Source organism: Massilia sp. CCM 8734 (genome assembly GCF_011682155.1).
GTDB lineage: Bacteria > Pseudomonadota > Gammaproteobacteria > Burkholderiales > Burkholderiaceae_D > Telluria_A > Telluria_A rubra.
Map to the genome: position 1 here is coordinate 31,007 of NZ_WHJI01000030.1, position 21,809 is coordinate 52,815.

Here is a 21,809-nt window from a genome sequence, read left to right on the forward strand (position 1 = left end):
GCTTTTACAACCGTTATCACCTTCATCAGGAGCTGTGAGCAATGCCAAGCAATGAAAGCGACAACATCAGCATGAGCCGGGCCGAACTCGATTACCTGATGCGCATGGCCGGTACCACCTCGCGCATCGTGCAGCAGGCCGCCTCGACCCTGGAAGAGGAAATCGCCATCGGCGTGGCCGCCGCCAAACGTGTCGAAATGCGTTTCGTGGACGTGGAAAAACTGCGCGCCGGCGACCCCGCCGACGTGATGCAGCGCTTCCGCCGCGATGCGCACGAGGTGGTCGACATCCTGCTCGACATGGTGGTGTTGGCCAGCAATTCGCTCGGTGCGCTGTCGGAGCGGGTGGTCACGGTGCGCCCCGGCGGCGCGGCGGCGCCGAAACAAGGCGGCGACGGCACCGCATCGCTCACCATGCCGCAGCCGATCGCGCCGGGCGGCTCGCTGAGCGTGCCGATGACCCTGGAAAACGCGGCCGATGTGCCGACCGCGATTTTGCGCTTCCACTGCTCCGACCTGCTCAGCGCAAGCGGCGCCCGTCTTGCGGCGGTCCAGATCGGCTTCGCGCCGGAGGAGTTGTCCATCCCCGCGCGCGCCTCGGCCACGGTGCACATCACCGTCAGCGTGCCGCCCGATGCGGCGCCGGGCACCTATTCCGGGCTGCTGCTGGCCAGCCAGCTGGACCAGGTGCGCGCCGTGCTCACCGTGCGGGTCGAGTCGCCCGGTGAGTGAGGCGGCCGGGCGTTCCCGTTTTGTCGAGGCCAGCCTGGCGCGCTACAAGGAGCTGACCATGGCGCGCCTGCTGGAATACCTGCCCAGCAAGGAGCCGCGGCGCTATCTGTACGACCTGCTGCCGGTGTATCCGCTGCGCTCCGGCAAAGGCTTGCGCCCGGCGCTGTGCATCGCCGCCTGCTGCGCGTTTGGCGGCGAGGTGCGGCGGGTGCTCGAGTCGGCCGTCGCCATCGAGCTGTACCACAATGCCTTCCTGATCCACGACGACATCGAAGACGGCAGCGAAAGCCGGCGCGGCCTGCCCACCCTGCAGACCGACCAGGGCCTGGCGGTCGCGCTCAACGTGGGCGACGCCATGCAGGTGCTGTGCATCCGCCTGCTGCTCAACAACCTGGGCATCGTCGGCCCGCAGCTGACCTGGCGCATCGTCAACGAGATCGAACACATGGTGTGCCAGACGGTGGAAGGCCAGGCGCTGGAACTGGGCTGGGTGCGCGACAACGTGGCCGAGCTGAGCGAAGAAGACTACCTGCGCATGGTGCTCAAGAAAACCTGCTGGTACACCTGCATGCACCCGCTGCGCATCGGCGCCCTGGTCGCCGGCGGCGGGGCCATCGTGCCCGAACGCTTCGACCGCTTCGGCTATTACATGGGGGCGGCGTTCCAGATCCAGGACGATATCCTCAACCTCGACGCCGATGAGGGCAAGTACGGCAAGGAAATCAACGGCGATCTCTGGGAAGGCAAGCGCACCCTGATGCTGATCCACACCGTCGGGCACGCCAGCGATGGCGAGAAACAACGCATCCGGGATTTTTTGTCGGTGCCGCGCGCCGCGCGCCGGCAAGCCGAGGTCGATTGGCTGCGCGCCACGATGGACAAGTACGACAGCATCGCCCATGCGCGCAGCAGCGCGCGCCAGCTGGCCGGCGCGGCCCTGCACGAATTCGACCAGCACTTCGGCGCGCTGCCCGACTCCGAGCACAAGCGCTTCTTGCGCGAGGTGGTGCTTTACATGATCGAGCGCGATTTGTAATCGGCTTCGATCGGCGTGATCGCCTGGGCGGCGGGGCGCAGCAGCGCGCCGGCCATGCCGCCGCCCAGTTCCAGCGCGCTGCCGGCCACCCCCATGCCCCAGGCCAGCGCGGCGCGCGGATCGGCTGCCATCGACACGGCCACGCCAGCCGCCGCCGTACCGGTTTGCAGGCCGATGCGCACGCAGTGGGCGCGCCCGCGCAGCAGGTGCTTCGCGCCCATCCCGGCCAGCGACAACAGCGCCTGCAAGGCGCTCTTGCGCACGATGTCGGCGCCCAGCACGCGGCGCGCCGGCACCAGCCCGGCCAGCACCCCGCCGGTGATCTCGGCATAAGCAGGGTCGACGCGGGCGCGGGCCACGATGATGTGCAAGGCCTCGAGCCACACCGGGGTCAGGTGGCGGTTGCGGATCAGCTGCACGAGCAGGCGCGCCAGCGCCATGTCGAAACGCAGCTCGTGTTCGATGCGCTGCGCGTAGGGCAGCAGGCTGGGCTGCGAAAAGTCGTTGCGCGCGCGCGCCGCGAGCAGGGTCTCGGCGGCCCAGCGCCCGCTCAGCATGGCGTACTGGATGCCTTCGCCATTGAGCGGGTTGATCAGGCCGGCGGCGTCGCCCGCCAGCAGCACGCGTTCACCCACGCAGGGCAGGGCGGCGTCGTAGGTGGTCAGCGGCCAGCCAACCAGCGGAGCGCGCAGTTGCGCGCCGCCGAGGCGTGCGCGCAGGGCCGGGTCGCTGGAGATCAGGCCGAGCATCAGCTGGCGCAGGTGTTCCTCGTTGCGCGGCAGGGTTTCGCGCACCATGCCGATGCCGACATTGGCCGAGTGCGGGCCGGTGGGGAACAGCCAGTAATAGCCGGGAAAGGTTTCGTTGGAAAAGTACAGGTCGCAGCGGTTGCCCGTGTCCGGCAAGCCGTCCAGGTAGCCGCGCATGGCGATGATGCGATTGCGATCCGGCACGGCGTGGCCGCGCAGCAGGCGCGCCACCACCGAACTGCTGCCGTCGGCGCCGATCAGGGCTTGCGCGCGCAGGGTGGCCGGCCCGGCCGGGCCTTTGAGGCTCACGCGCACGCCGTCGGGCTCGATCGCGAAGCCTTGCACGCGGGTGTTTTCGATCACCCGGGCGCCGGCGGCACGGGCCCGTTCAAGGATCCACTGGTCGAGCGCCTTGCGTTCGATGACCCGGCCGTGCGTGGGCATGCCGGGCATGCGCGGGATGGGATGGGTGATCAGGTGGCGCCCGTTCAGGTACAGCGCGGCCTCGTCGATGATATTGGTTTGCCGGAACGCGGGCAGCCCGGCGATGCCCAGGCTGTGCAGTTCGAGCAGGGCGGCCGGGCCGACGAAGTCGCCGCAGACTTTATCGCGCGGGAATTGCTGGTGGTCGATCAGGATGACGGAAAAGCCGGCGTCGGCCAGATGGGCGGCAGCGGATGCGCCCGCGGGGCCGGCGCCCGCGATGATCACGTCGCCATCGCGGGCGGCGCCAATTTTCAGAGTCAGCATGGTCACGGTCCGGGGATGGGAATCTTTCAGTATCGGATGAAGAGGAGCTCGCTTCATGATTTTGCTCAAAGTTGCTTGCGGTATCGATCTGTATTTGATGTATCGCGGTGCGTCGCTATCCGTACTTGCTATGAAAACGAAGATTCTTATCCTGACGCCTCGACCCGGCTCTTGATCGAGCTGGCCATTGGGCAACCGGAGATTCTCAAGACCCTGGCCGGGCGCGCTGGCGTCACACTGCCTTTGTGGAAAGAGCGCTGCGACGATGAGCAGCGAATGAAAGGCGGCCGGCGTCTGGCCAGCGTCTCAAGGCGCGCCACCATCGCACACGGGTAAGCGATTACCCGGGCGGCCCCTGTCGCCTTGCCTGAAACTCATTTGCCGTGACTTACCCGCAGTATCGTGCCGTTAGTCCTGGAGATATCGATCACCGCGACGCCCCCAAACATGTTCGGCGGCAAGGTGCCGCTGACGGTCCACACCCCATCCTTCAATGTCGCGATGAACGGCGCTTCGCCCTTGATTTTGCTTGCACCATAAATTGGCGACAGTACCGCGATGGCAATGGTCACCGCTGTCGCCGCATCGGGAACATAGCCCTGCGCAGGCATGTAGGAATGGCGCGCCGGTTCATCGGCCCCGGCCAGGGCGCTGCCACACATGGCGAGCACGATGAGGCTGGCGAGGATGCACTTCATGGGTAACGGCTCCTGTGACAAGGGAAGTGGGATGTTCAGTACTTACAATTGCTCATGCTTCCATTCGGCACGCAGGCCCGGGCAACGTTACCATTTCATGGTACTTGGGTAATTTTAACTGACCTTAATTTTAACTGACCCGGACCGACACGATCAAACTGATAACATTTCCCGTGATAGTAAGCTGTTCCTGCTTTTTTGGAACAACGCGGGAAGGTGTGTGTTCACTCTATAAAATATCAAAATCGATATATTATATAAAGAATCCTGTCATTTTTTATCAAAAATGATATTTTATGAGATTGCTTGGCGTGTTCGGCCGCCAGGTTGGCGATTGGGAGGGGGCAATGTTGGAATTTTCGCTGGCAACCGAAAAAGAGATTCGTGAAGAACTGACCGCGCGCCTCAGGCAGCGACGGCTTATCAAAGGGATTACCCTGGAAACGTTAGCCGAGCGCGCCGGGATGGGCAAGGCCACGCTGCAACGGCTGGAGACGCGTGGCGATTGCACGTTCGAAAATTTTATTCGTGCTGTGCTGGCGCTTGGCATGGCAAGCGAGCTGCAGGACAGCTTCGCTTTGAAAAGCCTGTCGATTGCGCAAATGGAGCGTGACGCTGAACACGAAAAGCGCATGCGCGCACCGCGCAAGCCGAGGCCGAAGGGACTCTGATGCAAAAGCTACAGGTGCAATTTTGCGGATGGGGTCAGTCATGGCCGCTGGGCTATATCGCAAGCGACGGCCGCCAGGTGGTGTTCGAGTACTCGTCCGAGGCACGCGCCAAGGGCGTTGAGTTGTCACCGATCCGCATGCCTTTGTCGGTGGACAGCTACAGAGATTTTCCGAGGGAGCAACTGCAGCTACCTGGCTTGCTCGCCGATGCACTACCGGACGGATGGGGCTTGCTTCTCATGGACCGGTTTTTCAAGAAACACTTCCAAAAGCCCGCGCATGAGATCTCGGCGCTGGACAGATTAGCCTTCATTGGAAGCCGCGCGCTGGGCGCCCTCAGCTTTTCGCCGGCGACGGACATTGCACTCACACCGCAGGACTCGAAACTGGTCGACCTTGCCAAGGAAATCCAGCTTGTTGTTGCCGATAAGGATACTGCGGCGTTGAAACAGCTGATCCTGCTCGGCGGCTCGCCGCACGGCGCCCGGCCAAAAGTGCTGGTGCAGTACGATGCGACGTCAGGAATCATCAGCACATTGGAAGATGGGCCGGGTACGCCGTGGCTGGTGAAGTTTCCTGGGCAAGATGAGCACAAGGAAGTCTGCGCAATTGAACATGCCTATTCCGAAACCGCCCGCGACTGCGGCCTGGATGTGCCGGCGACCAGGCATTTTGTGCTGGGGCCCAAAACGGCCGCATTTGGCATCGAACGGTTTGACCGCGCTGACGCAATGAAGGTGCCCGTTCACACGCTGGCGGGGGCCTTGAATCTGAATTTCCGCCTTCCGAATACCGGTTATGAAACGTTGCTGCGGACAACGCGCGCCTTGACACTGAGTGAGCCCGAAGTGCTCAAGGCGTACGAGCGGTGCGTCTTCAATGTCGTATTCAACAATCGTGACGACCACACCAAGAATTTCTCCTTCAGGATGGATGAGTCGCTGACATGGGCGCTTGCCCCGTGTTACGACCTGACGTATTGCCACGGTCCTGCCGGACATCACCAGATGGATGTCGACGGCGAAAGCCTTCATCCGGCAAAAATGCATTTGCTAAAGCTTGCTGAGCGCAATGGCATCGCACTGGAGCGTGCCCGCAGTGCCATTGAGCGCATTGTATCGATTGCGCTGACGTTCGACCATGTTCTCGCAGACTATCCAATGCGCAAAGCGACGCGCGCCGCGATCGCAAGCACGGTCGCTGCAAATTGCGCGCGCATGGTGTGAGCGGCGCAAGCCCGGTTCGCCGCGCCGGCGCGCGCACGAAAAAAAACCGCCGGCTGCACACGCCGGCGGTTTTTTGGTCAAGCTACAAGGCTAAGAACGCTTAAAACGCGTAGCTGGCGCGCAGGTACACTGCGCGTCCGATCGGATCGCTGAAGCGCGGATCGTAGCCCTTCTGGAACAGGGTGCCCTGGTTCGAGAACGGCGGCTGTTCGTCGAGCAGGTTTTTCAGGCCGGCGGTCAGGGTCAGGCCCTTGATGCCGCTATAGCTGCCCGACAGGTTCAGCAGGCTGTAGGCCTCGACCTTGTGCTTGAACTCCGGCTCGACCTGGTCCTGATCCTGGTACGCGGACTTGAACGATTGCGACAGGGTCGCGCCCCACGGGCCGCTGTTCCAGTTCAGCGCGGCGGTGTGCTGCCAGCGGAACACCGGCGCCATGTCGGCGTAGCGGCCCACGTTGTGGATGAACTCGCCATTGCGCTCGTTCTGGTAGTCGTACTTGTGCACGTAGGTGCCGTCCACCGTTACGGTGAAGTTGCCGACGCTGGTGCGCGGCAGGCGCAGGGTGGCGCTCAGGTCGACGCCGTCGGTCTTGACTTCGCCCAGGTTGTTGAGGAAGTCTTCGATCGCGTTCGGCGAGCCATCCGGATTACGCAGGAACAAGGCCTTGTACTTTTCGTAGTTGCCGTAGATGGTTTGTTCCGGCAGGGCGGCGATCTTGTCCTTCAACTGGATATTCCAGTAGTCGGCGGCGATCGTCACGCTCGGGATCGGCTCGATCACGGCGCCGAAGGAGAACGACTTCGATTTTTCCGGCTTCAGGTTGATATTCCCGCCTTGCAGCTTGAACTGTTGCAGATTGCAATCGCGCAGAGGATTCGAGCCGGGCTGTGGCTTGCCGCCAGGGCACAGGATCGGATCGCTGTAGCTGTCGTTGGTATCGTTGCGCGACGGCGGACCGTTCTTTTCGAACAGGGTCGGCGCGCGGAAGCCCGTGCTGGCCGAACCGCGCACCAGCAACTGCGGGGTCGGCTGGTAACGCAGGCCGATCTTCGGGTTGGTGGTGTTGCCGACGTCGCTGTAACGGTCGTACCTGGCCGCCAGCTGCACTTCCAGTTCCTTGGTGAACGGAAGGTTCAGCTCGGTGAACACGGCCTGGATATTGCGCGAACCGGTTTTCGACAGCGAACCCGACAAGCCCGAGCTCGACGCCTGCGACGCGATCGCGCGGTTGACGTTGAAGGCGGCCGTCTCGCGCCGGATCTCGGTGCCCACCGCCACGGCCATCTGGCCGCCGCCCATGGCCATCAGGTCGCGGCTGGCCTTGAAGTCGAAGCTGGTGTTCTTCACTTCGGCGCTCTGGACGCGTCCGCGCAGGGCGGTGCTGTCCAGGTAAGCCTTGCCGGCCGCATCTTGCAGCGCGAACGGGTTGAGGATGCCATTGGCCACGCCGGCCGCGAACGAGGCGTCGGCCACGTAGCCGTTGACAAAATCTTCGCTCGACTTGGAAATCGAGTGCGCCAGGCCGCCCTTGTAATCCCAGCCCGCCAGCAAGCCTTCCATGCCGAGCACCACGCGGTCGGCCTTGCCGGTCGAATCGATGGTGCGCTGGCCCGCTTCGGTCGGACGCCAGTTGACCGACAGCGGCTGGCCGGACACGCCGGTCTTCGGATAGTACTTGCTGGTGTTCGGCAGGATCAGGCCGGTCTGCGGCGGCGGCGCGGTGCGCGAGGTCACGTCGTTTTGCGAATGCAAAAATTCCAGGGTGGCCAGGTGGTCGGCGCCGAGCTTCATGCTGCCGCGCGCGAACAGGGCCAGTTGCTCCTGGTCGGGCATGCTGTCGATCTGGCGCGTGTAATCCTGGCGGCAGATGCCGTCCGCGTTCGGTACCGAGAAGGGCGGATTGCAACCGGTGGCCCAGCCCGGATTGCCGGACTTGTCGGCGCCCGCATCGTAGTAGTTGCCGGGGAAGGTAGTGCCGGAAGTGAGGTTCAGGCCGCGGCTGGCGACGATGCCGGTTTTAGAAAATTCGCGCTGCTGCGAATTGATCGATGTCTGCTCGTGCCAGTCGACAACGCCGAAGACGTTGAAGCCGTCCTTGTCGAGGTTGCCGAAGCCGCTGGACAGGTTGACGCGCTTTTCATCGCCCCCTTCCTTGCGCGGACGCACGATTTCGCCGGTGATGGTGGTGGTCGTGACCGAGCGCTTGGTGATGAAGTTGATCACGCCGCCGATGGCGTCGGTGCCGTAGATGGCCGAGGCGCCGTCGCGCAGCACTTCGACCCGGTCGAGGGCGGACAGGGGAATCATGTTCAGGTCGACGCTGGAGCTGTCGTACGGGTGGTTGGCGAGGCGCCGGCCGTTGAGCAGAACCAGGGTCTTGTCGCCGCCCAGGCCGCGCAAGTCGGCGCTGGCCTGGCCGCCGGTCGGCAGGCCGCTGCTGTTGCCGCCAACGACGTTGCCGCTGCCCATGGTGCTCTGGTTCGAGGGAATGCGCGAGAGCGCTTCCTGGGCCGTGGTCAATCCCTGCTTGATGAACTCGTCGGCCTTGATGATGGAGAGCGGGTTGGCGGTTTCGCTTTGAATGCGCTTGATCGACGATCCGGTGATCTCGACGCGTTGCATTGGCTGGCCGTCCTGTGCGAACGCCGTGCCTGCAAAACCGCCGCCGGCTGCAAACATCGCGCCCAACGACAGGGATAATACGGTTGGCTTCATCATGCTGTTCAACTCCATCCAAAAGTGAGAGGGGACTATAGAATCATCAGTAACTGCGGGTGTCAATCGAACAAGATTGGGTTTGATCGAAATACAACGAAAATAGATAAATTGTTTAGCTTGATTGTAAAGTAAGCTTCCAGTCAGCAAGCATGTTCCTGCGGGAATTGTCTGCTGCGCTGCAACACAAACGCCCGCTGCGCATATACATATGAACAAGACGCGCATGAAAAAGGGCAGTGCCTGAGCACCGCCCCTGTGGTTTGTGATGGCTTACCGGTTCAGGCTAGAACTGGTAGCGCGCGCCAGCCTTGAAGTAGCGGCCGATGGCGCCGCTGGCGTCCATCGGGTTGTAGCTCATGCCGCCGTAGGTGTAGGCATCGAGCGGTGCGACCTTGTCGAACAGATTGTTGATCGAACCGAACAGCTGGAAGTTCTTCGACACGTTGTAGCGCACCGACAGGTCGGTCGAGGTGAACGAGGCCAGTGTGCATTCCGGGTTCGGCGCCGAGCTGCCGTTGGCAAACTTCGATGCGCACAGGTCGCCTTCGAAGCCCACGTTCTTCATCTTCGAACGGTAGTTGGTGGTGGCGGTGACGTTCAGGTCGTTCCAGTCCCAGCCTGCCACGAAGCTGATCTTCTGCTTGGGCGTGCCGGCGCAGTTGGAGGTGTCGCAGTTGCCGTGGGTGCCGGCGTACTCGTACTTGACGGCGGCCGACTCGGCCCGGATCCACGAATCGATGTAGGTCCAGGTCAGGCCCAGGTTGGCGCGGCCGAAGTCGCCGAGGCGGAACTTTTGCTTGATGTCGACGTCGACGCCCTTGATTTCGGTGTAGCTCGAATTGCGGTATGGCGCGTTCGAAATCAGGATGGTGCCGGTGTTCGGAATGGCCACGCCGCCGACCACCAGGTTGTTATCGGCGCGCACCGCGGTCGGCAGGGCCGCCGCTTCGTTGTACGGCAGCGGGTTGATCTCGTCGCTGCGCTTGATCTTCCACAGGTCGACCGACAGGCTGGTATCGTTCAGCGGATCCCAGACCATGCCGAGCGTCATGCCTTTCGAGGTTTCCGGTTTCAGGGCCGGATTGCCGACCTTGACCGCCGCCAGCGAAATCGAGCAATCGGTGGCGCTGCCGCCGCCGGCCGCCGGGGTGCCGCCCGGGCAACGGACCGGATCGCGCGTGGTGGCGGTGCCGGTCGAACGCGACGAGGCGCTCGCTTCAGCCGCGCCCGGCGCACGGAAGCCTTCCGAATAGGTGCCGCGCACGGCGAAGCTCTTGACCGGGGTCCACTTGGCGCCCAGTTTCGGCGTGGTCGAGGAGAAGTTGGTGTACTTGTCGTAACGCAGGGCGCCCGACAGTTCCACCGATTTCAAGACCGGCGCCGCGATTTCGAGGAACACGGCCGAAATTTTCTCTTCGCCCTTGGCCGCCACGTAGGATGAGTTGATGGAGCCGTCTTCGGTGCCCGACAGGGAAGGATTGTCGAGTTTTTCGCGGCGGTGTTCGGCGCCCACGGCCAGGCCCAAGGCGCCGCCCGGCAGCTGGAACAGTTCGCGCGAAGCCTTGAAGTCGACGATGTCGAGCTTGGTGGTCGAATGCGAGGTGGCGGTGCGCACCATGGCCTGGTACAGCGAGGCCGGGTTCTTGCCGGCCTGCTCGCCGAGGTAGTACGGGAAGTACGGGCTGGCCGCATTGCCCAGCGCCGCCTGCACCACGCGCAGGTTCAGCATGTTGCTGTACAAGAGATCGAGCTTGGACTCGGAATGCACGTAGGACGTGTCGAAATCCCAGCCCATGGCCGCGCCCTTGAGGCCCACCACGATGCGGTTGAATTCATTGTTGACCGAACGCTCGCTCGGGCCGACGTCGAAGGCCGAATAGCGCACCCGGACCGGCACGCCGTACGGGTTTTGCGGGTGGTTGGCGGCCAGTTGCATGGTGGTGCCGGCGCCCGAACCCCAGTTGGTCACGCCGGTCGGGTTGGCGGCCGTCGGCGGACCGGCATAGGTGCGCGTGATTTCGCCCGGAACCAGGGTGAACGAGGTGTCGCGTTTCGAGTAGCCCACTTCGCCGTACACAAGCAGGTCGTCGCCGAGTTTTTTGCTGGCGCGCGTGTACAGGTTCAGGCCGTCGACCTGGGGCTGCATCGAGCGGAACTGGTCGTGGTGCCACAGGCAGCCGCCCTGCGGATCGCTGTTCCTGGTTTGCGACAGGGCCGTGCAGCCTGGCAGCGACACATAGGTGTTGGTGACCGGATTGCGGATCGAGCCGGTCGGGCTGGCGCCGGTGTTGTTGCTGCCGGCCAGGTAGCCGGAGGCGAACTGGGTATCCATGTTGTAGCCGTACGGACGCAGGTCGCCGTGGCCGATCCAGGCGCGGTCGGCGCGGTCTTTGTTTTTGAGTTCGTTGTTGGTGTAGTACTCGGCGTTGACCAGCACGTTGTAACCGTCGGCTTCCAGCTTGCCCTTGCCCCAGGTCAGCGAGCCCTTGGCCATTTCGCCGTCTTTGTATTTGGACTGGCCGAGCGTGCCCTTGGCGATCAAGCCCGTGAAATCCTTGCGCAGGATGATGTTCACCACGCCCGCGATCGCGTCCGCGCCATAGGTCGAGGAGGCGCCGTCTTTCAGCACTTCAATGCGCTCGACCGCTTCCATCGGGATGGTCGACAGGTCGGTGAAGCTCTTCTGGCCATCGTCGGCGCGTGCGAACGGCGCCATGCGGCGGCCGTTGAGCAGCACCAGGGTCGAGGTGGCGCCGAGGCCGCGCAGCGAGATCGCGGTCGAACCGGCGGCAAAACCGTTGCCGAAGCCGGTCGGCAGCGAGCCGGCGCCATCGGCGGTCAGGGTCTGGAGGTATTCGGCGACCGTGCCCTTGCCGGACTTGGCCATGTCTTGCGCGGTGATGACCTGGACCGGGGAAGCGGTTTCGGCGCTTGCACGCTTGATGCTCGAACCGGTCACTTCAACGCGTTGAATCGGGCCTGACGGGTCTTGCGCCATGGCCGGTGCGGCCAGGGTGAATGCTGCCGAAGCGAGCGCCACAGAGACGGCGTGCGCCATTACGGTTTTTCTAAACATGTGTCACTCCAGAGGGTATCAATGTTAAAAACTTCTATATCTGCATGCATATTTCGCTTTGTGTCCGATTCCCAGCACAGGCTTGCTGAGATCGGCGAAAAATACATGATGTCTCTCGTTTTCTTGTGAAATAGTTGGTGAGAACATTTTCCAAGCGCACACATCTCAACATCTCAATGTCTGACTGTCAATGTACACACGGGCTAGTTTGGCAGCGAAACAACAGTTTCCCGACGCTACAAATTTGTACTTGAATTGTTCTCCGTTGTCTGCCGTCAACGAAGATTATTTTCTGCGCGGCAACCACGGCATTGTTCGCCCGGTATCACCACGCGCGCCCGAAATGCGCTATCGTCATGAGCTGCGAAACAAGCCGCCACGCCCACCAGGAAAGGACCGCGCCGCACCAATATGCTTGCCTATATCCTGCGCCGCCTGTGGCAGATGCTGCCCACCATGGGCGGCGTCGTGCTGCTGGTGTTTATACTGTTTAACTGGATCGGCGGCGATCCGGCGTATCTGCTCGCCGGCAAGATGTCCGACGCCGCCGAGATCGAGAACATCCGGCGCCAGCTCGGCACCGACCAGCCGCTGCAGGTGCAGCTGTGGATCTTCATCAAGCAGATCGTGACGTTTGACTTCGGCAATGCCTGGAGCACCGGCGAGCCGGTGTCGCACATCATCGCCAGCCGGCTGGGGCCGTCGCTGACGGTGCTGATCCCGCTGACCGTGCTCGAAACCGTGACCGGCATCGCGCTGGCGCTGGCCGTGGCCTTCGTGCGCGGCTCGCTGACCGACCGCGCGGTGATGCTGGCCTGCACGGTCGGCATGTCGGTCAGTATCCTGGTGTACATCATCGCCTTCCAGTACGGGCTCGCTTACAAGCTGGGGCTGTTTCCGGTGCAGGGCTGGGGTAGCGCTCTGGGCGAAAACCTGCTGCGCTACGCGGCGCTGCCGGTGCTGATCGGGCTGGCGGTGTCGGTCGCGCCGACCCTGCGCCTGTACCGCAGCTTCGTGCTCGACGAAGTGCAACAGGATTATGTGCGCACGGCGCGCGCCAAGGGCTTGTCCGAGCGCCGCATCAAGTGGGTGCATGTTCTGCGCAACGCCGCCATTCCCATCATCACGCACGTCATGGCGAACCTGCCGGCGCTGCTGATCGGCGCGTTCCTGCTGGAGCGCTTTTTCGGCATTCCCGGCATCGGGCGCGAAGTCATCCTGGCGGTCGAGCGCAGCGATTTTCCGGTGATCAAAGCCATTACCGTGTATGTGGCCGCCGCCACCATGGTATTCAACCTGCTGGCCGACCTGCTGTACAAGGCGGTCGATCCGCGCGTCGAGCTCGCATGAGGCCGGGCCACCCGGCGGGCCTGTGGACCCTGGCCATGCGGCGCCTGCGCGCCGACCGCGTGGCCATGGCGTCGCTGGCGGTGGTGGCGCTGTTCCTGGCGCTGCTGGCCCTGTCCAGCACGGGCCTGGTCGCGGCCGGCTGGGAAGACGAGGTGGGCATCACCTACGCGCCCCCATCGTTCATCGGTGCGGACAGGGCCATGGGGGAGGGCGCCGGCGCGGCGCGCAGCGGGCCGCCGCCGAACGCGTTCGACCCGTTGGCGGACGAGATCGCCGCCATCGTCGCCGCGCAGGGCGCCGCCATCACCGCCCCACCGCCGCCGCGCCTGGCCAGCTTGCCGTTCGGGGCCGACAAATGGGGCCACGACGTGTTGCTCAAAACCATCAAGGGCGGCGAAACCTCGATCGTGGTGGGGCTGGCGGCGGCGCTGCTGGCGGTCGCGCTGGGCGCCGTGGGCGGCGCCTTGTCCGGCTACTTCGGCGGCGTGGTCGACGACCTGTTCAACTGGTTCTACAACGTGTTTACCGCGATTCCCCCGATCCTGATGATCCTCGCGGTGGCGGCCGTGCTGCAGCACAAGGGCGTGAGCACCATCGTGCTCATCCTGGGGCTGACCGGCTGGACCGGGCCGTACCGCCTGATCCGCGCCGAATACATGAAGCACAAAGGGCGCGAGTATGTGCTGGCGGCCGACGCCATCGGCGCCTCGCACTGGCGCAAGATGTTCTCGCATATTTTCCCCAACGTCAGCCACGTGGCCCTGGTGCAGCTCTCGATCCTGGCGGTCGGCTTCATCAAGGCCGAAGTGATCCTGAGTTTTCTCGGCTTCGGCGTGCCGGTCGGCGTGGTGTCGTGGGGTAGCATGCTGAACGAAGCGCAGAACGAACTGATCCTCGGAAAATGGTGGCAGCTCACCGCCGCCGCGAGCGCCATGGCGTTGCTGGTGACGGCGTTTTCGCTGCTGACCGACGCCCTGCGCGATGCGCTCGATCCGAAACTCAAGTAAAGGCCGGCATGCTGCTAGAAGTAAACAAGCTGCGCATCGCCTTCCGCATCGACAAGCGCAATACGGTCGAGGCGGTGCGCGGCGTATCGTTTTCGGTGCCGCGCAACGCCACGGTGGCGCTGGTGGGCGAGTCCGGCAGCGGCAAGTCGGTCAGCTCGCTGGCGGTGATGGGCTTGCTGGCGCCGGAGACCACCATCATCGACCCGGCCTCGCGCATCGTGTTCGACGGGGTCGACCTGCTGGCGCTGCCGCGCGCCGAGCGGCGCCGCCTGTGCGGCAAGGACATCGCCATGATCTTCCAGGAGCCGATGTCGTCGCTCAACCCGGTGCTGACGGTCGGCTACCAGATCGGCGAAGTGCTGCGCCAGCACCTGGGCATGAGCGCGAAAGCGGCCAGGGTGCGCACCCTGGCCTTGCTCGACGAAGTCGGCATGCCCGACCCGGCGCGGAGAATCGACGCTTACCCCGGCCAGTTGTCCGGCGGCCAGCAGCAGCGCGTGATGATCGCCATGGCGATCGCCTGCGAGCCGGCCCTGCTGATCGCCGACGAGCCGACCACCGCGCTCGACGTCACCATCCAGAAGCAGATCATGGCGCTGATTGCCCGCTTGCAGAAGGAGCGCGCCATGTCGGTGCTGTTCATCACGCACGACCTGGCGCTGGTGAGCGAGATCGCCGACCATGTGATCGTGATGCGCAACGGCGAAGTGCGCGAACAGGGCCCGGCGCGCCAGGTGCTGGACCATCCGGCCGATGCTTATACCCGTGCCCTGCTGCACTGCCGGCCACGCCTGGACCAGCGCCCGCTGCGCCTGCCGGTGCTGGACGATTACCTGGTCCACACTTCAGAAGCGCGGGAAGCGGCGGGCGGCGCGCAACGCACGCGCGGCTACGCGTTTGATGACGAGGAGGTGCTGGTCGTGCGCAAGCTGAGCAAGAGTTTTTACACGCGCGAGGGGCTGTTCGGCAAGCGCGAGCTGCGCGCCGTGAGCGACGTCTCGTTCACCCTGGCGCGCGGCAAGACGCTCGGTGTGGTGGGCGAATCGGGCTCGGGCAAGAGCACGGTCGGACTGACCTTGCTGCGGCTGCACCAAGCCAGCGGCGGCACGGCGATGTTCGAGGGCAAGGACCTGATCGGCATGCCGGCACGCGATTTTCTGCCCTACAAACGGCGCATCCAGATCGTGTTTCAAAACCCGTACGCCTCGCTCAATCCGCGCTTTACGGTCGGGCAAATACTGCTCGAACCCATGCGCATCCACCGCATCGGCGCGGGCGATGGCGAGCGCGTCGGCATGGCCCTGCAACTGCTCGACAAGGTGGGCCTGCCGGCGCAGGCCATGCAGCGCTATCCGCACGAGTTTTCGGGCGGGCAGCGCCAGCGCATCGCGATCGCGCGCTGCCTGACCATGCGCCCCGAGATCTTGGTGTGCGACGAATCGGTGTCGGCGCTGGACGTATCGGTGCAGGCGCAGGTGCTCAACCTGCTGCAGGACTTGCAGGATGAATACCGCATGAGTTACATCTTTATCTCGCACGACCTGGCGGTGGTGAAATACATGGCCGACCGGGTGATGGTCATGCGCGCCGGCAGCGTGGTCGAAATGGCCGACTCGGACGAGCTGTACCGCAATCCGCAGCATCCGTACACCCGGGCCTTGCTGGCGGCGATCCCGGGCGCATGACATCCGCATGCCGCCGCTGTGCATGCGGCGCCGCCGCCACAGGCGTTTGCCGCCGCCGGGCTGCAATACCACTTTCGGGGGAGAAGCGCGGCGCATTTTGGGATAAGATGGCGGCATGCCCAATCTTATCGAATTGCTTCAGCTCTACGGTGTGCTCATCGTGTTTGCCATCGTGCTGGTCGAACAAATCGGTATGCCGATTCCCGCCTTCCCGATCCTGATCGTGGCCGGCGCCCTGTCCGTGGGCGGCGAGATGAGCTGGGGCGTGTGCCTGGCCGTCAGCATCGGCGCTTGCCTGATCAGCGACGTGATCTGGTTCAACGCCGGCCGCTTCTACGGCAAGCGCATCCTGCGACTGCTGTGCAAGATTTCACTTTCGCCCGACTACTGCGTCAGCCAGACCGAAGACCGCTTCAAGCGCTTCGGGCCAAAATCGCTGATGGTCGCCAAGTTCATTCCGGGTTTCAACATCATCGCCTCGCCCATGTCCGGCGCGCTGGGCGTGAGCACGGCGCGCTTTCTGGCCTTCAGCATGACCGGCAGCCTGCTCTGGAGCGGTACCGGGATCGGCATCGGCGCCCTGTTCCACAAGAGCGTCGATAAAGTGCTGGTCATGCTCGAAAACATGGGCAGCACCGCCCTGATGGTCCTGCTGACCTTGCTGGGACTGTTCGTCCTGTACAAGTACATCGAACGGCGCCGCTTCCGCCAGGGCATGCAGATCGAGCGCATCAGCATGAGCGAACTGGCCCAGCTCATTCGCGGCGGGCAGCAGCCGATCATCATCGACGCGCGCAGCATCACCGCCCAGCAGCTCGAACAAGCCGTGCCGGGCGCGCTGATCTATAACGCCAGCGCGCCGGACAGCTTCGTGGCCCTGCTCGACAAGGAGCGTCACATCGTCGTTTACTGCAGTTGCCCGAACGACGTCACAGCCGCGCAAGTTGCCAAGGAACTGATCGCGCGCGGCTACCGCCTGGCCCGCCCCCTCCATGGCGGACTGGACGCGTGGAATGCCCATCACGCGGTTGACCCCGAACAACGCACGGTCCAGGCCGGCTGATATCACTCGCCAAATCCCTTGCGCAAGCGCGGCGCGTACCTATACTACGCCCGGACCGGTGGAAACTCCGCTTAAGGCAGGAATTTTCGGCCTTCCTGTACTATAACTACAAAGAAAGCTTGCACCGTGGGCAGGTGATCCATTAAGCTTGGCGAGTCTATAGAACAATCGCCACCATGACCGACCACGCCACCGCGCCGCACCCTGTTGTCCCGCCTTCCGCTTATGTCGACGGCCCGCGCCTGCTGGCCGACATTGGCGGCACCAACGCCCGCTTCGCGCTCGAAACGGCTCCCGGGCAAGTCGGACTGATCGACGTGCTGCCGTGTGACAACTACCCGACCCTGGCCGATGCCTTGCGCGCCTATCTGGGCACGCCCGCCGTGGTGGCGGCCGGGGTGGACGGCTTGCGTCACGCGGCGCTGGCGATTGCCAATCCGATCACGGGCGACCTGGTGCGCATGACCAATCATCACTGGGAGTTTTCGATTGCCGCCTTGCGGGTCGAGTGCGGCTTCGAGACCCTGGAAGTGGTCAACGACTTCACCGCGCTGGCGCGCGCCTTGCCGCACCTGGCCGCCAGCCAGAAGCGGCAAGTCGGCGGCGGCGTGGCGCGCGCGCACACGCCGCTGGGGTTGGTTGGCGCCGGGACCGGGCTGGGCGTATCGGGACTGATTCCCGCGGGCGAGAGCTGGACGGCCTTGCTCAGCGAAGGCGGGCACGTGACGTTTTCGCCGGCCAACGAGGTCGAAGTGGCGATTTTGCAGTTTGCGTGGCGCCAGTACGAGCATGTATCGGCGGAACGGCTGCTCTCCGGCGACGGCATCGAACTGATCTACCGGGCGCTGGCGCACCATACGGGGCAAGCGGCGCAGGCGCTGGACGCCCCCGAGATATCGCGGCGTGCGCTGGCGGGGGAGTGCGCCCTGTGCGACCAAGCGATCGAAGCGTTCTGCGGCATGCTGGGCACGGTCGCGGGCAATCTTGCGGTGACGTTGGGCGCGCAGGGTGGTATCTATATAGGTGGGGGGATCGTGCCGAGGCTGGGCGAGCGCTTCGCGCGCTCGAGCTTCCGCAGCCGCTTTGAGCAGAAAGGGCGCTTCGTCAACTATCTGGCGCAAGTGCCGACGTTCGTGATTACGGCCGACTACCCGGCCTTCCTCGGCGTCTCCGCCATCCTTTCCGAAAAGCTCGGCAGCTAAGATATTTCTTACAATATCCGCCAAAGCTCTCACCGATTCCTACAACCGGGGTCAGAGCCTTAATTGGCAATTAGTTACTTTGATGGCAATCCCCCCGCACCGGGGTCTGACCTCTGATTAGCAATTAATTGTGCAATCCGGCGTGGCGAACGAGATTTCGACACGCTTGCCGGTCAAAAATATGGCGTGATCGTCGTGCCTTCATAGGGCGCATGCGAAAACGCGGCCGCATAGTGCCACTGGTATCATTCTTCGGGAAACTAATTTCGAATCAGAGGTCAGACCCCGGTTGAGGGGTGTTTTGAATCTGGGTGGCAACTAGTTGCAAGTTAAAGCTCTGACCCCGGTGTGGGGGCGGCTGGGGTCTGTTCGGGGCATTTACAGGCGATTCTGACGCGGGGGATTGTCCTTTTCGCGCTTTTATCAGGTACAATGGCCGCTGTTGGAGCAAACGATGTCGATCGTTCGTGTAGTGCGCGCCCGGAGCTTGGCCTCCCTGCCGCTGCGACGAACCAGCGTTTCTCTTGAAAATCAACGGTTTAGCCTCGCCAGGTATGCAGGCAACCGTGTGGCAGGGTTCGCATCTCGCCACCTGTAACATTCCCGCCCAGCGCGCTTCGTCGCAGGCGACGGATTCCAGTTTCAACGTGTTTTCATGCTGTCGGCGTCATTTCGGTGATGCATGCCGCCATGCGTTGAATGGTATTTGGTTGTTTTTTCTCTGCAGATCTAATTGCAACATCCGCATACGACATCGTTATGAATACTGATGAGGCCAAACGGGTCCTCGAAACCGCTTTGCTCTGTGCGCGCGAGCCCATGTCGATCCACGGCATGAAGAAGCTGTTCGTCGATGTCGATGACCATGGCCGCCCACTCGGCGCCGGGGTCGGCGCCGATACCATCAAGATCATGCTCGAAGAGTTGCGCCGCGATTGGAGCGAACGCGGGATCGAGATCGTCAGCCTGGCCAGCGGCTGGCGCTTCCAGAGTCGCCCGGAAATGAAGCAGTACCTCGATCGCCTGAGCCCGGAAAAGCCGCAGAAATATTCGCGCGCCACCCTGGAAACCCTGGCGATCATCGCTTACCGCCAGCCGGTCACCCGCGGCGATATCGAAGAAATACGTGGCGTTGCCGTCAATTCGCAGACGATCAAGATGCTGGAAGACCGCGGCTGGATCGATGCCATCGGCTACCGCGATGTGATCGGGCGCCCGGCCTTGCTGGGTACGACCAAGCAGTTCCTTGACGATTTGGGTTTGAATTCGCTGTCCCAGCTGCCCCCGTTGCAGCAAATCAGCGACATGCGGGGCGGTCACGACATGGAAACACTCGAGGCTGCCCTGCAGGAAAATTTTGATAAAGCGGCGGCCTCGGAGGCCGCAAACGACGATGGTGCAGGTAGCGGCGACGCGCAGGAGGCATTTCCTCCCGCCGTCGCGGATGCGGCCGGCTCCGATACTTCATCTCCTGAAGTCCTCATTCACGACCCTGCGCCAGAAATAACGGTTGACGCTGCGCCAGGTCAGCACAACCAAGAAACGAATAATGAATCCAACTAAACCGACAGAGACAAGTAACGCCGACGTAGCAGCCATGGACGAGGCAGTAGCGAAGCCAAAACGCCGCACCAAGGCACAGATAGAGGCGGGCGCCGCCGCCGGCGCCGACGCGCCGAAACCGAAACGCGCCGCCGCCAAAAAGGCCGTCGCCGAAGTCGAGGCCGCCGCGCCCGCCGCGCTTGATGCCCCAGCCAAGGCCCCGGCCAAGCCGCGCGCAAAGAAAGCAGTTGCCGTGGCAGCGGATGAGTCCGCTCCGGCAGCCGCCAGCGCGCCTGTCGCCGCAGCCCCGGCCGCCGCCAGCGCGCCCGTGGCCGTCGCAGCCGCCACCACCGACAAGCCCGCTCCGGCCGCCCGCAAGCCGCGCGCCCCGAAAGACAGCGCCGCGCCGGCAGTGCAAACGGTAGCCGCCGATGCCGCCCCGGCCGCCGACGGCGCCGCGCCTGCCAATGGCGAGCACACTCCACGTGCGCCACGCGGTCCGCGCCAGATGCGCGAACTGCGCGGCCAGCGCGAAGCCCGTATCCAGATGGAGCGTGTCGAGTCCGGCGAGCCGGAAGTGGCTGCCGAAGCGCCCGCCGAGCCGGTCGCCCGCCCCGAACGCGGTCCGCGCCCCGAGCGCAGCCTGGACACCAAGCCGCGCGTCAAAAAGAATAAAAAAGGCAATCCGGGCCTGCAGCACCACGGCAAGAACAAGATGAACGATGCCGATGCGGCGTTTTCGTACGTCACCTCGGACGCGTTCGACGCCACCGACGGCGGCCGCGCGCAGCCAGTCAAGCTGGTGCGCCGCGACCTCACGTCCGACGACGACGCGCCGAAGCTGCACAAGGTGCTGGCCGAGGCCGGTCTCGGTTCGCGCCGCGACATGGAAGACCTGATCGTGGCCGGCCGCGTGTCGGTCAACGGCGAGCCGGCCCACATCGGCCAGCGCATCCTGCCGTCGGATGCGGTGCGCATCAACGGCAAGCTGATCCACCGCAAGGTGAGCAGCAAGCCGCCGCGCGTGCTGGTGTACCACAAGCCGGCCGGCGAGATCGTCAGTCACGACGATCCGGAAGGCCGTCCATCGGTCTTCGATCGCCTGCCGACCATGAAGGCCGGCAAATGGCTGGCCGTCGGCCGCCTCGACTTTAATACCGAAGGTTTGCTGCTGTTTACGACTTCCGGTGACCTGGCCAACCGCCTGATGCACCCGCGCTACAACATCGACCGCGAATACGCGGTGCGTACCCTGGGCGAGCTGGAAGAGGGCATGCGCCAGAAACTGCTGGCCGGCGTCGAGCTCGACGATGGCGTGGCGTCGTTCACCAAGATCGCCGATGGCGGCGGCGAGGGCATCAACAAATGGTATCGCGTGGTCATCGGCGAAGGCCGCAACCGCGAGGTGCGCCGCATGTTCGAGGCGGTCGGCCTGACCGTCTCGCGCCTGATCCGTACCCGCTACGGCATCATGACCCTGCCAAGCAACCTCAAGCGCGGTCGTTGGGATGAGATGGAAGAAAACACCGTGCGCGACCTGCTCGTTGCGTTCGGCGTCGAGAAGAAGGGCGCCGGCGCCGACGCGCGCGGTCCGAAAGGCCGCAGCGACGCCAAGCCGCGCAGCGATGAGGACAAGCGTTCCGATGGCAATCGCATCGACCGCGTCGACGCCAACCGCAATGCGGATCCGTTCGGTCCGCCGAACGGGCGTGGCGGTGCGGGGCGCGGCGCCGGTGGCCGTCCGCAAGGGCGTCCGGGTGGTGCGGGCGGCATGGGCGGCATGGGCGGGCAGGCGCGCAGCGCCGGCGGTTTCGATGGGCAGAGTCGTGGCCAAGGCCAGGGCCAAGGCCAAGGCCAGGGCCGTCCGCAGGGTGACGGCCAGCCGCGTTCGGCGCGTCCGCAGGGCGATGGGCAGCCACGCACCGGTCGTCCGGGTGGTGGCGGTGGCAATGGCGGCAATGGTGGTGGCGGGGCCAAAGGGCCGCGCCAGCCGGATCCATTGCAGACGACCTTCGGTTTCGGGAATGCGGGTGGCGGGAATCGTCGTCCGCAGGGTCCGCAAGGTCCACGCAGCGCCGATCACGGCATGCCGCGTCGCGGTCGCCGGGGTTAAGCAAGCCGTCGTTCCCGCCAAGGGGTTGGTCGAGGCCGGGAACGACGGTGGCGGTGTTGTTTTGTGACCGAAGCGGCGCGCACGGCGCTGCCCACAGCACCGTGAACGCGGCTTTTGTTTTAAACTTGATAAGTGTTGTATGCCTGTTCATTTGCCAGTCATCGGATTGCGAACGGCCCGATAACAGGTTA

15 protein-coding genes are annotated in these 21,809 nt (G+C 63.9%); 11 read left to right on the top strand and 4 right to left on the bottom strand.

Annotated features, from left to right (window positions below):
• The first annotated feature begins 41 nt into the window (after positions 1-41).
• Together F2P46_RS23870 and F2P46_RS23875 are read left to right on the top strand one after the other, a co-directional pair.
• The gene (locus tag F2P46_RS23870; protein ID WP_166894892.1) at positions 42-731 is read left to right on the top strand and encodes a hypothetical protein; all 690 of its coding nucleotides are present in this window, start codon (positions 42-44) and stop codon (positions 729-731) included.
• Positions 724-1,767 carry a polyprenyl synthetase family protein gene (locus tag F2P46_RS23875; RefSeq protein ID WP_208296751.1) on the top strand — a complete coding sequence of 348 codons (1,044 nt, stop codon included), beginning with the start codon at positions 724-726 and terminating at the stop codon, positions 1,765-1,767. The genes F2P46_RS23870 and F2P46_RS23875 overlap by 8 nt, the downstream gene beginning before the upstream one ends.
• Here F2P46_RS23875 and F2P46_RS23880 read toward each other — a convergent pair.
• Both F2P46_RS23880 and F2P46_RS23885 read right to left on the bottom strand, forming a co-directional pair.
• Positions 1,743-3,266, bottom strand: a complete 1,524-nt coding sequence (locus F2P46_RS23880) for a geranylgeranyl reductase family protein (protein ID WP_166894896.1) — start codon at positions 3,264-3,266, stop codon at positions 1,743-1,745. The genes F2P46_RS23875 and F2P46_RS23880 overlap by 25 nt on opposite strands.
• Positions 3,267-3,640: 374 nt before the next feature.
• Positions 3,641-3,964: an NTF2 fold immunity protein gene (locus F2P46_RS23885; RefSeq protein ID WP_166894898.1), complete on the bottom strand. Its 324-nt coding sequence runs from the start codon at positions 3,962-3,964 to the stop codon at positions 3,641-3,643.
• Positions 3,965-4,260: 296 nt separating this feature from the next.
• Between F2P46_RS23885 and F2P46_RS23890 the strand changes: the two genes are divergently transcribed.
• Both F2P46_RS23890 and F2P46_RS23895 read left to right on the top strand, forming a co-directional pair.
• A complete protein-coding gene (locus F2P46_RS23890; RefSeq protein WP_166894900.1) occupies positions 4,261-4,635 on the top strand; it encodes a helix-turn-helix transcriptional regulator in 375 nt (124 codons plus the stop codon).
• Complete coding sequence (locus F2P46_RS23895) at positions 4,635-5,861, top strand: type II toxin-antitoxin system HipA family toxin (protein WP_166894902.1); 1,227 nt, start codon at positions 4,635-4,637, stop codon at positions 5,859-5,861. The genes F2P46_RS23890 and F2P46_RS23895 overlap by 1 nt, the downstream gene beginning before the upstream one ends.
• Before the next feature lie 100 nt (positions 5,862-5,961).
• Here the strand turns inward: F2P46_RS23895 and F2P46_RS23900 are convergent, their stop codons facing one another.
• Positions 5,962-8,580, bottom strand: a complete 2,619-nt coding sequence (locus tag F2P46_RS23900; RefSeq protein WP_166894904.1) for a TonB-dependent receptor — start codon at positions 8,578-8,580, stop codon at positions 5,962-5,964.
• A gap of 283 nt (positions 8,581-8,863) precedes the next feature.
• Positions 8,864-11,656: a TonB-dependent receptor gene (locus F2P46_RS23905; RefSeq protein ID WP_208296752.1), complete on the bottom strand. Its 2,793-nt coding sequence runs from the start codon at positions 11,654-11,656 to the stop codon at positions 8,864-8,866.
• Between the two features lie 411 nt (positions 11,657-12,067).
• Between F2P46_RS23905 and F2P46_RS23910 the strand changes: the two genes are divergently transcribed.
• The 7 genes from F2P46_RS23910 to rluB all read left to right on the top strand — a co-directional run bounded on the left by F2P46_RS23910 (position 12,068) and on the right by rluB (position 21,618).
• A complete protein-coding gene (locus tag F2P46_RS23910; RefSeq protein WP_166894905.1) occupies positions 12,068-13,006 on the top strand; it encodes an ABC transporter permease in 939 nt (312 codons plus the stop codon).
• A gap of 35 nt (positions 13,007-13,041) precedes the next feature.
• Positions 13,042-14,013, top strand: coding sequence for an ABC transporter permease (locus F2P46_RS23915; protein ID WP_368737952.1), 972 nt, complete (start codon positions 13,042-13,044; stop codon positions 14,011-14,013).
• An 8-nt stretch (positions 14,014-14,021) separates the two neighbouring features.
• Entirely contained in the window at positions 14,022-15,698 is a 1,677-nt protein-coding gene (locus F2P46_RS23920) for an ABC transporter ATP-binding protein (protein WP_166894909.1), read from the top strand.
• Positions 15,699-15,813: 115 nt separating this feature from the next.
• Positions 15,814-16,761: a VTT domain-containing protein gene (locus F2P46_RS23925; RefSeq protein ID WP_166894911.1), complete on the top strand. Its 948-nt coding sequence runs from the start codon at positions 15,814-15,816 to the stop codon at positions 16,759-16,761.
• Between the two features lie 176 nt (positions 16,762-16,937).
• A complete protein-coding gene (locus F2P46_RS23930; protein WP_166894913.1) occupies positions 16,938-17,963 on the top strand; it encodes a glucokinase in 1,026 nt (341 codons plus the stop codon).
• 759 nt (positions 17,964-18,722) lie between these two features.
• Positions 18,723-19,526 (top strand): SMC-Scp complex subunit ScpB, encoded by an 804-nt coding sequence (gene scpB, locus F2P46_RS23935; protein WP_166894915.1) that lies wholly within the window; start codon positions 18,723-18,725, stop codon positions 19,524-19,526.
• Positions 19,513-21,618 carry a 23S rRNA pseudouridine(2605) synthase RluB gene (rluB, locus tag F2P46_RS23940; RefSeq protein ID WP_166894917.1) on the top strand — a complete coding sequence of 702 codons (2,106 nt, stop codon included), beginning with the start codon at positions 19,513-19,515 and terminating at the stop codon, positions 21,616-21,618. The genes scpB and rluB overlap by 14 nt, the downstream gene beginning before the upstream one ends.
• Positions 21,619-21,809: the final 191 nt, after the last annotated feature.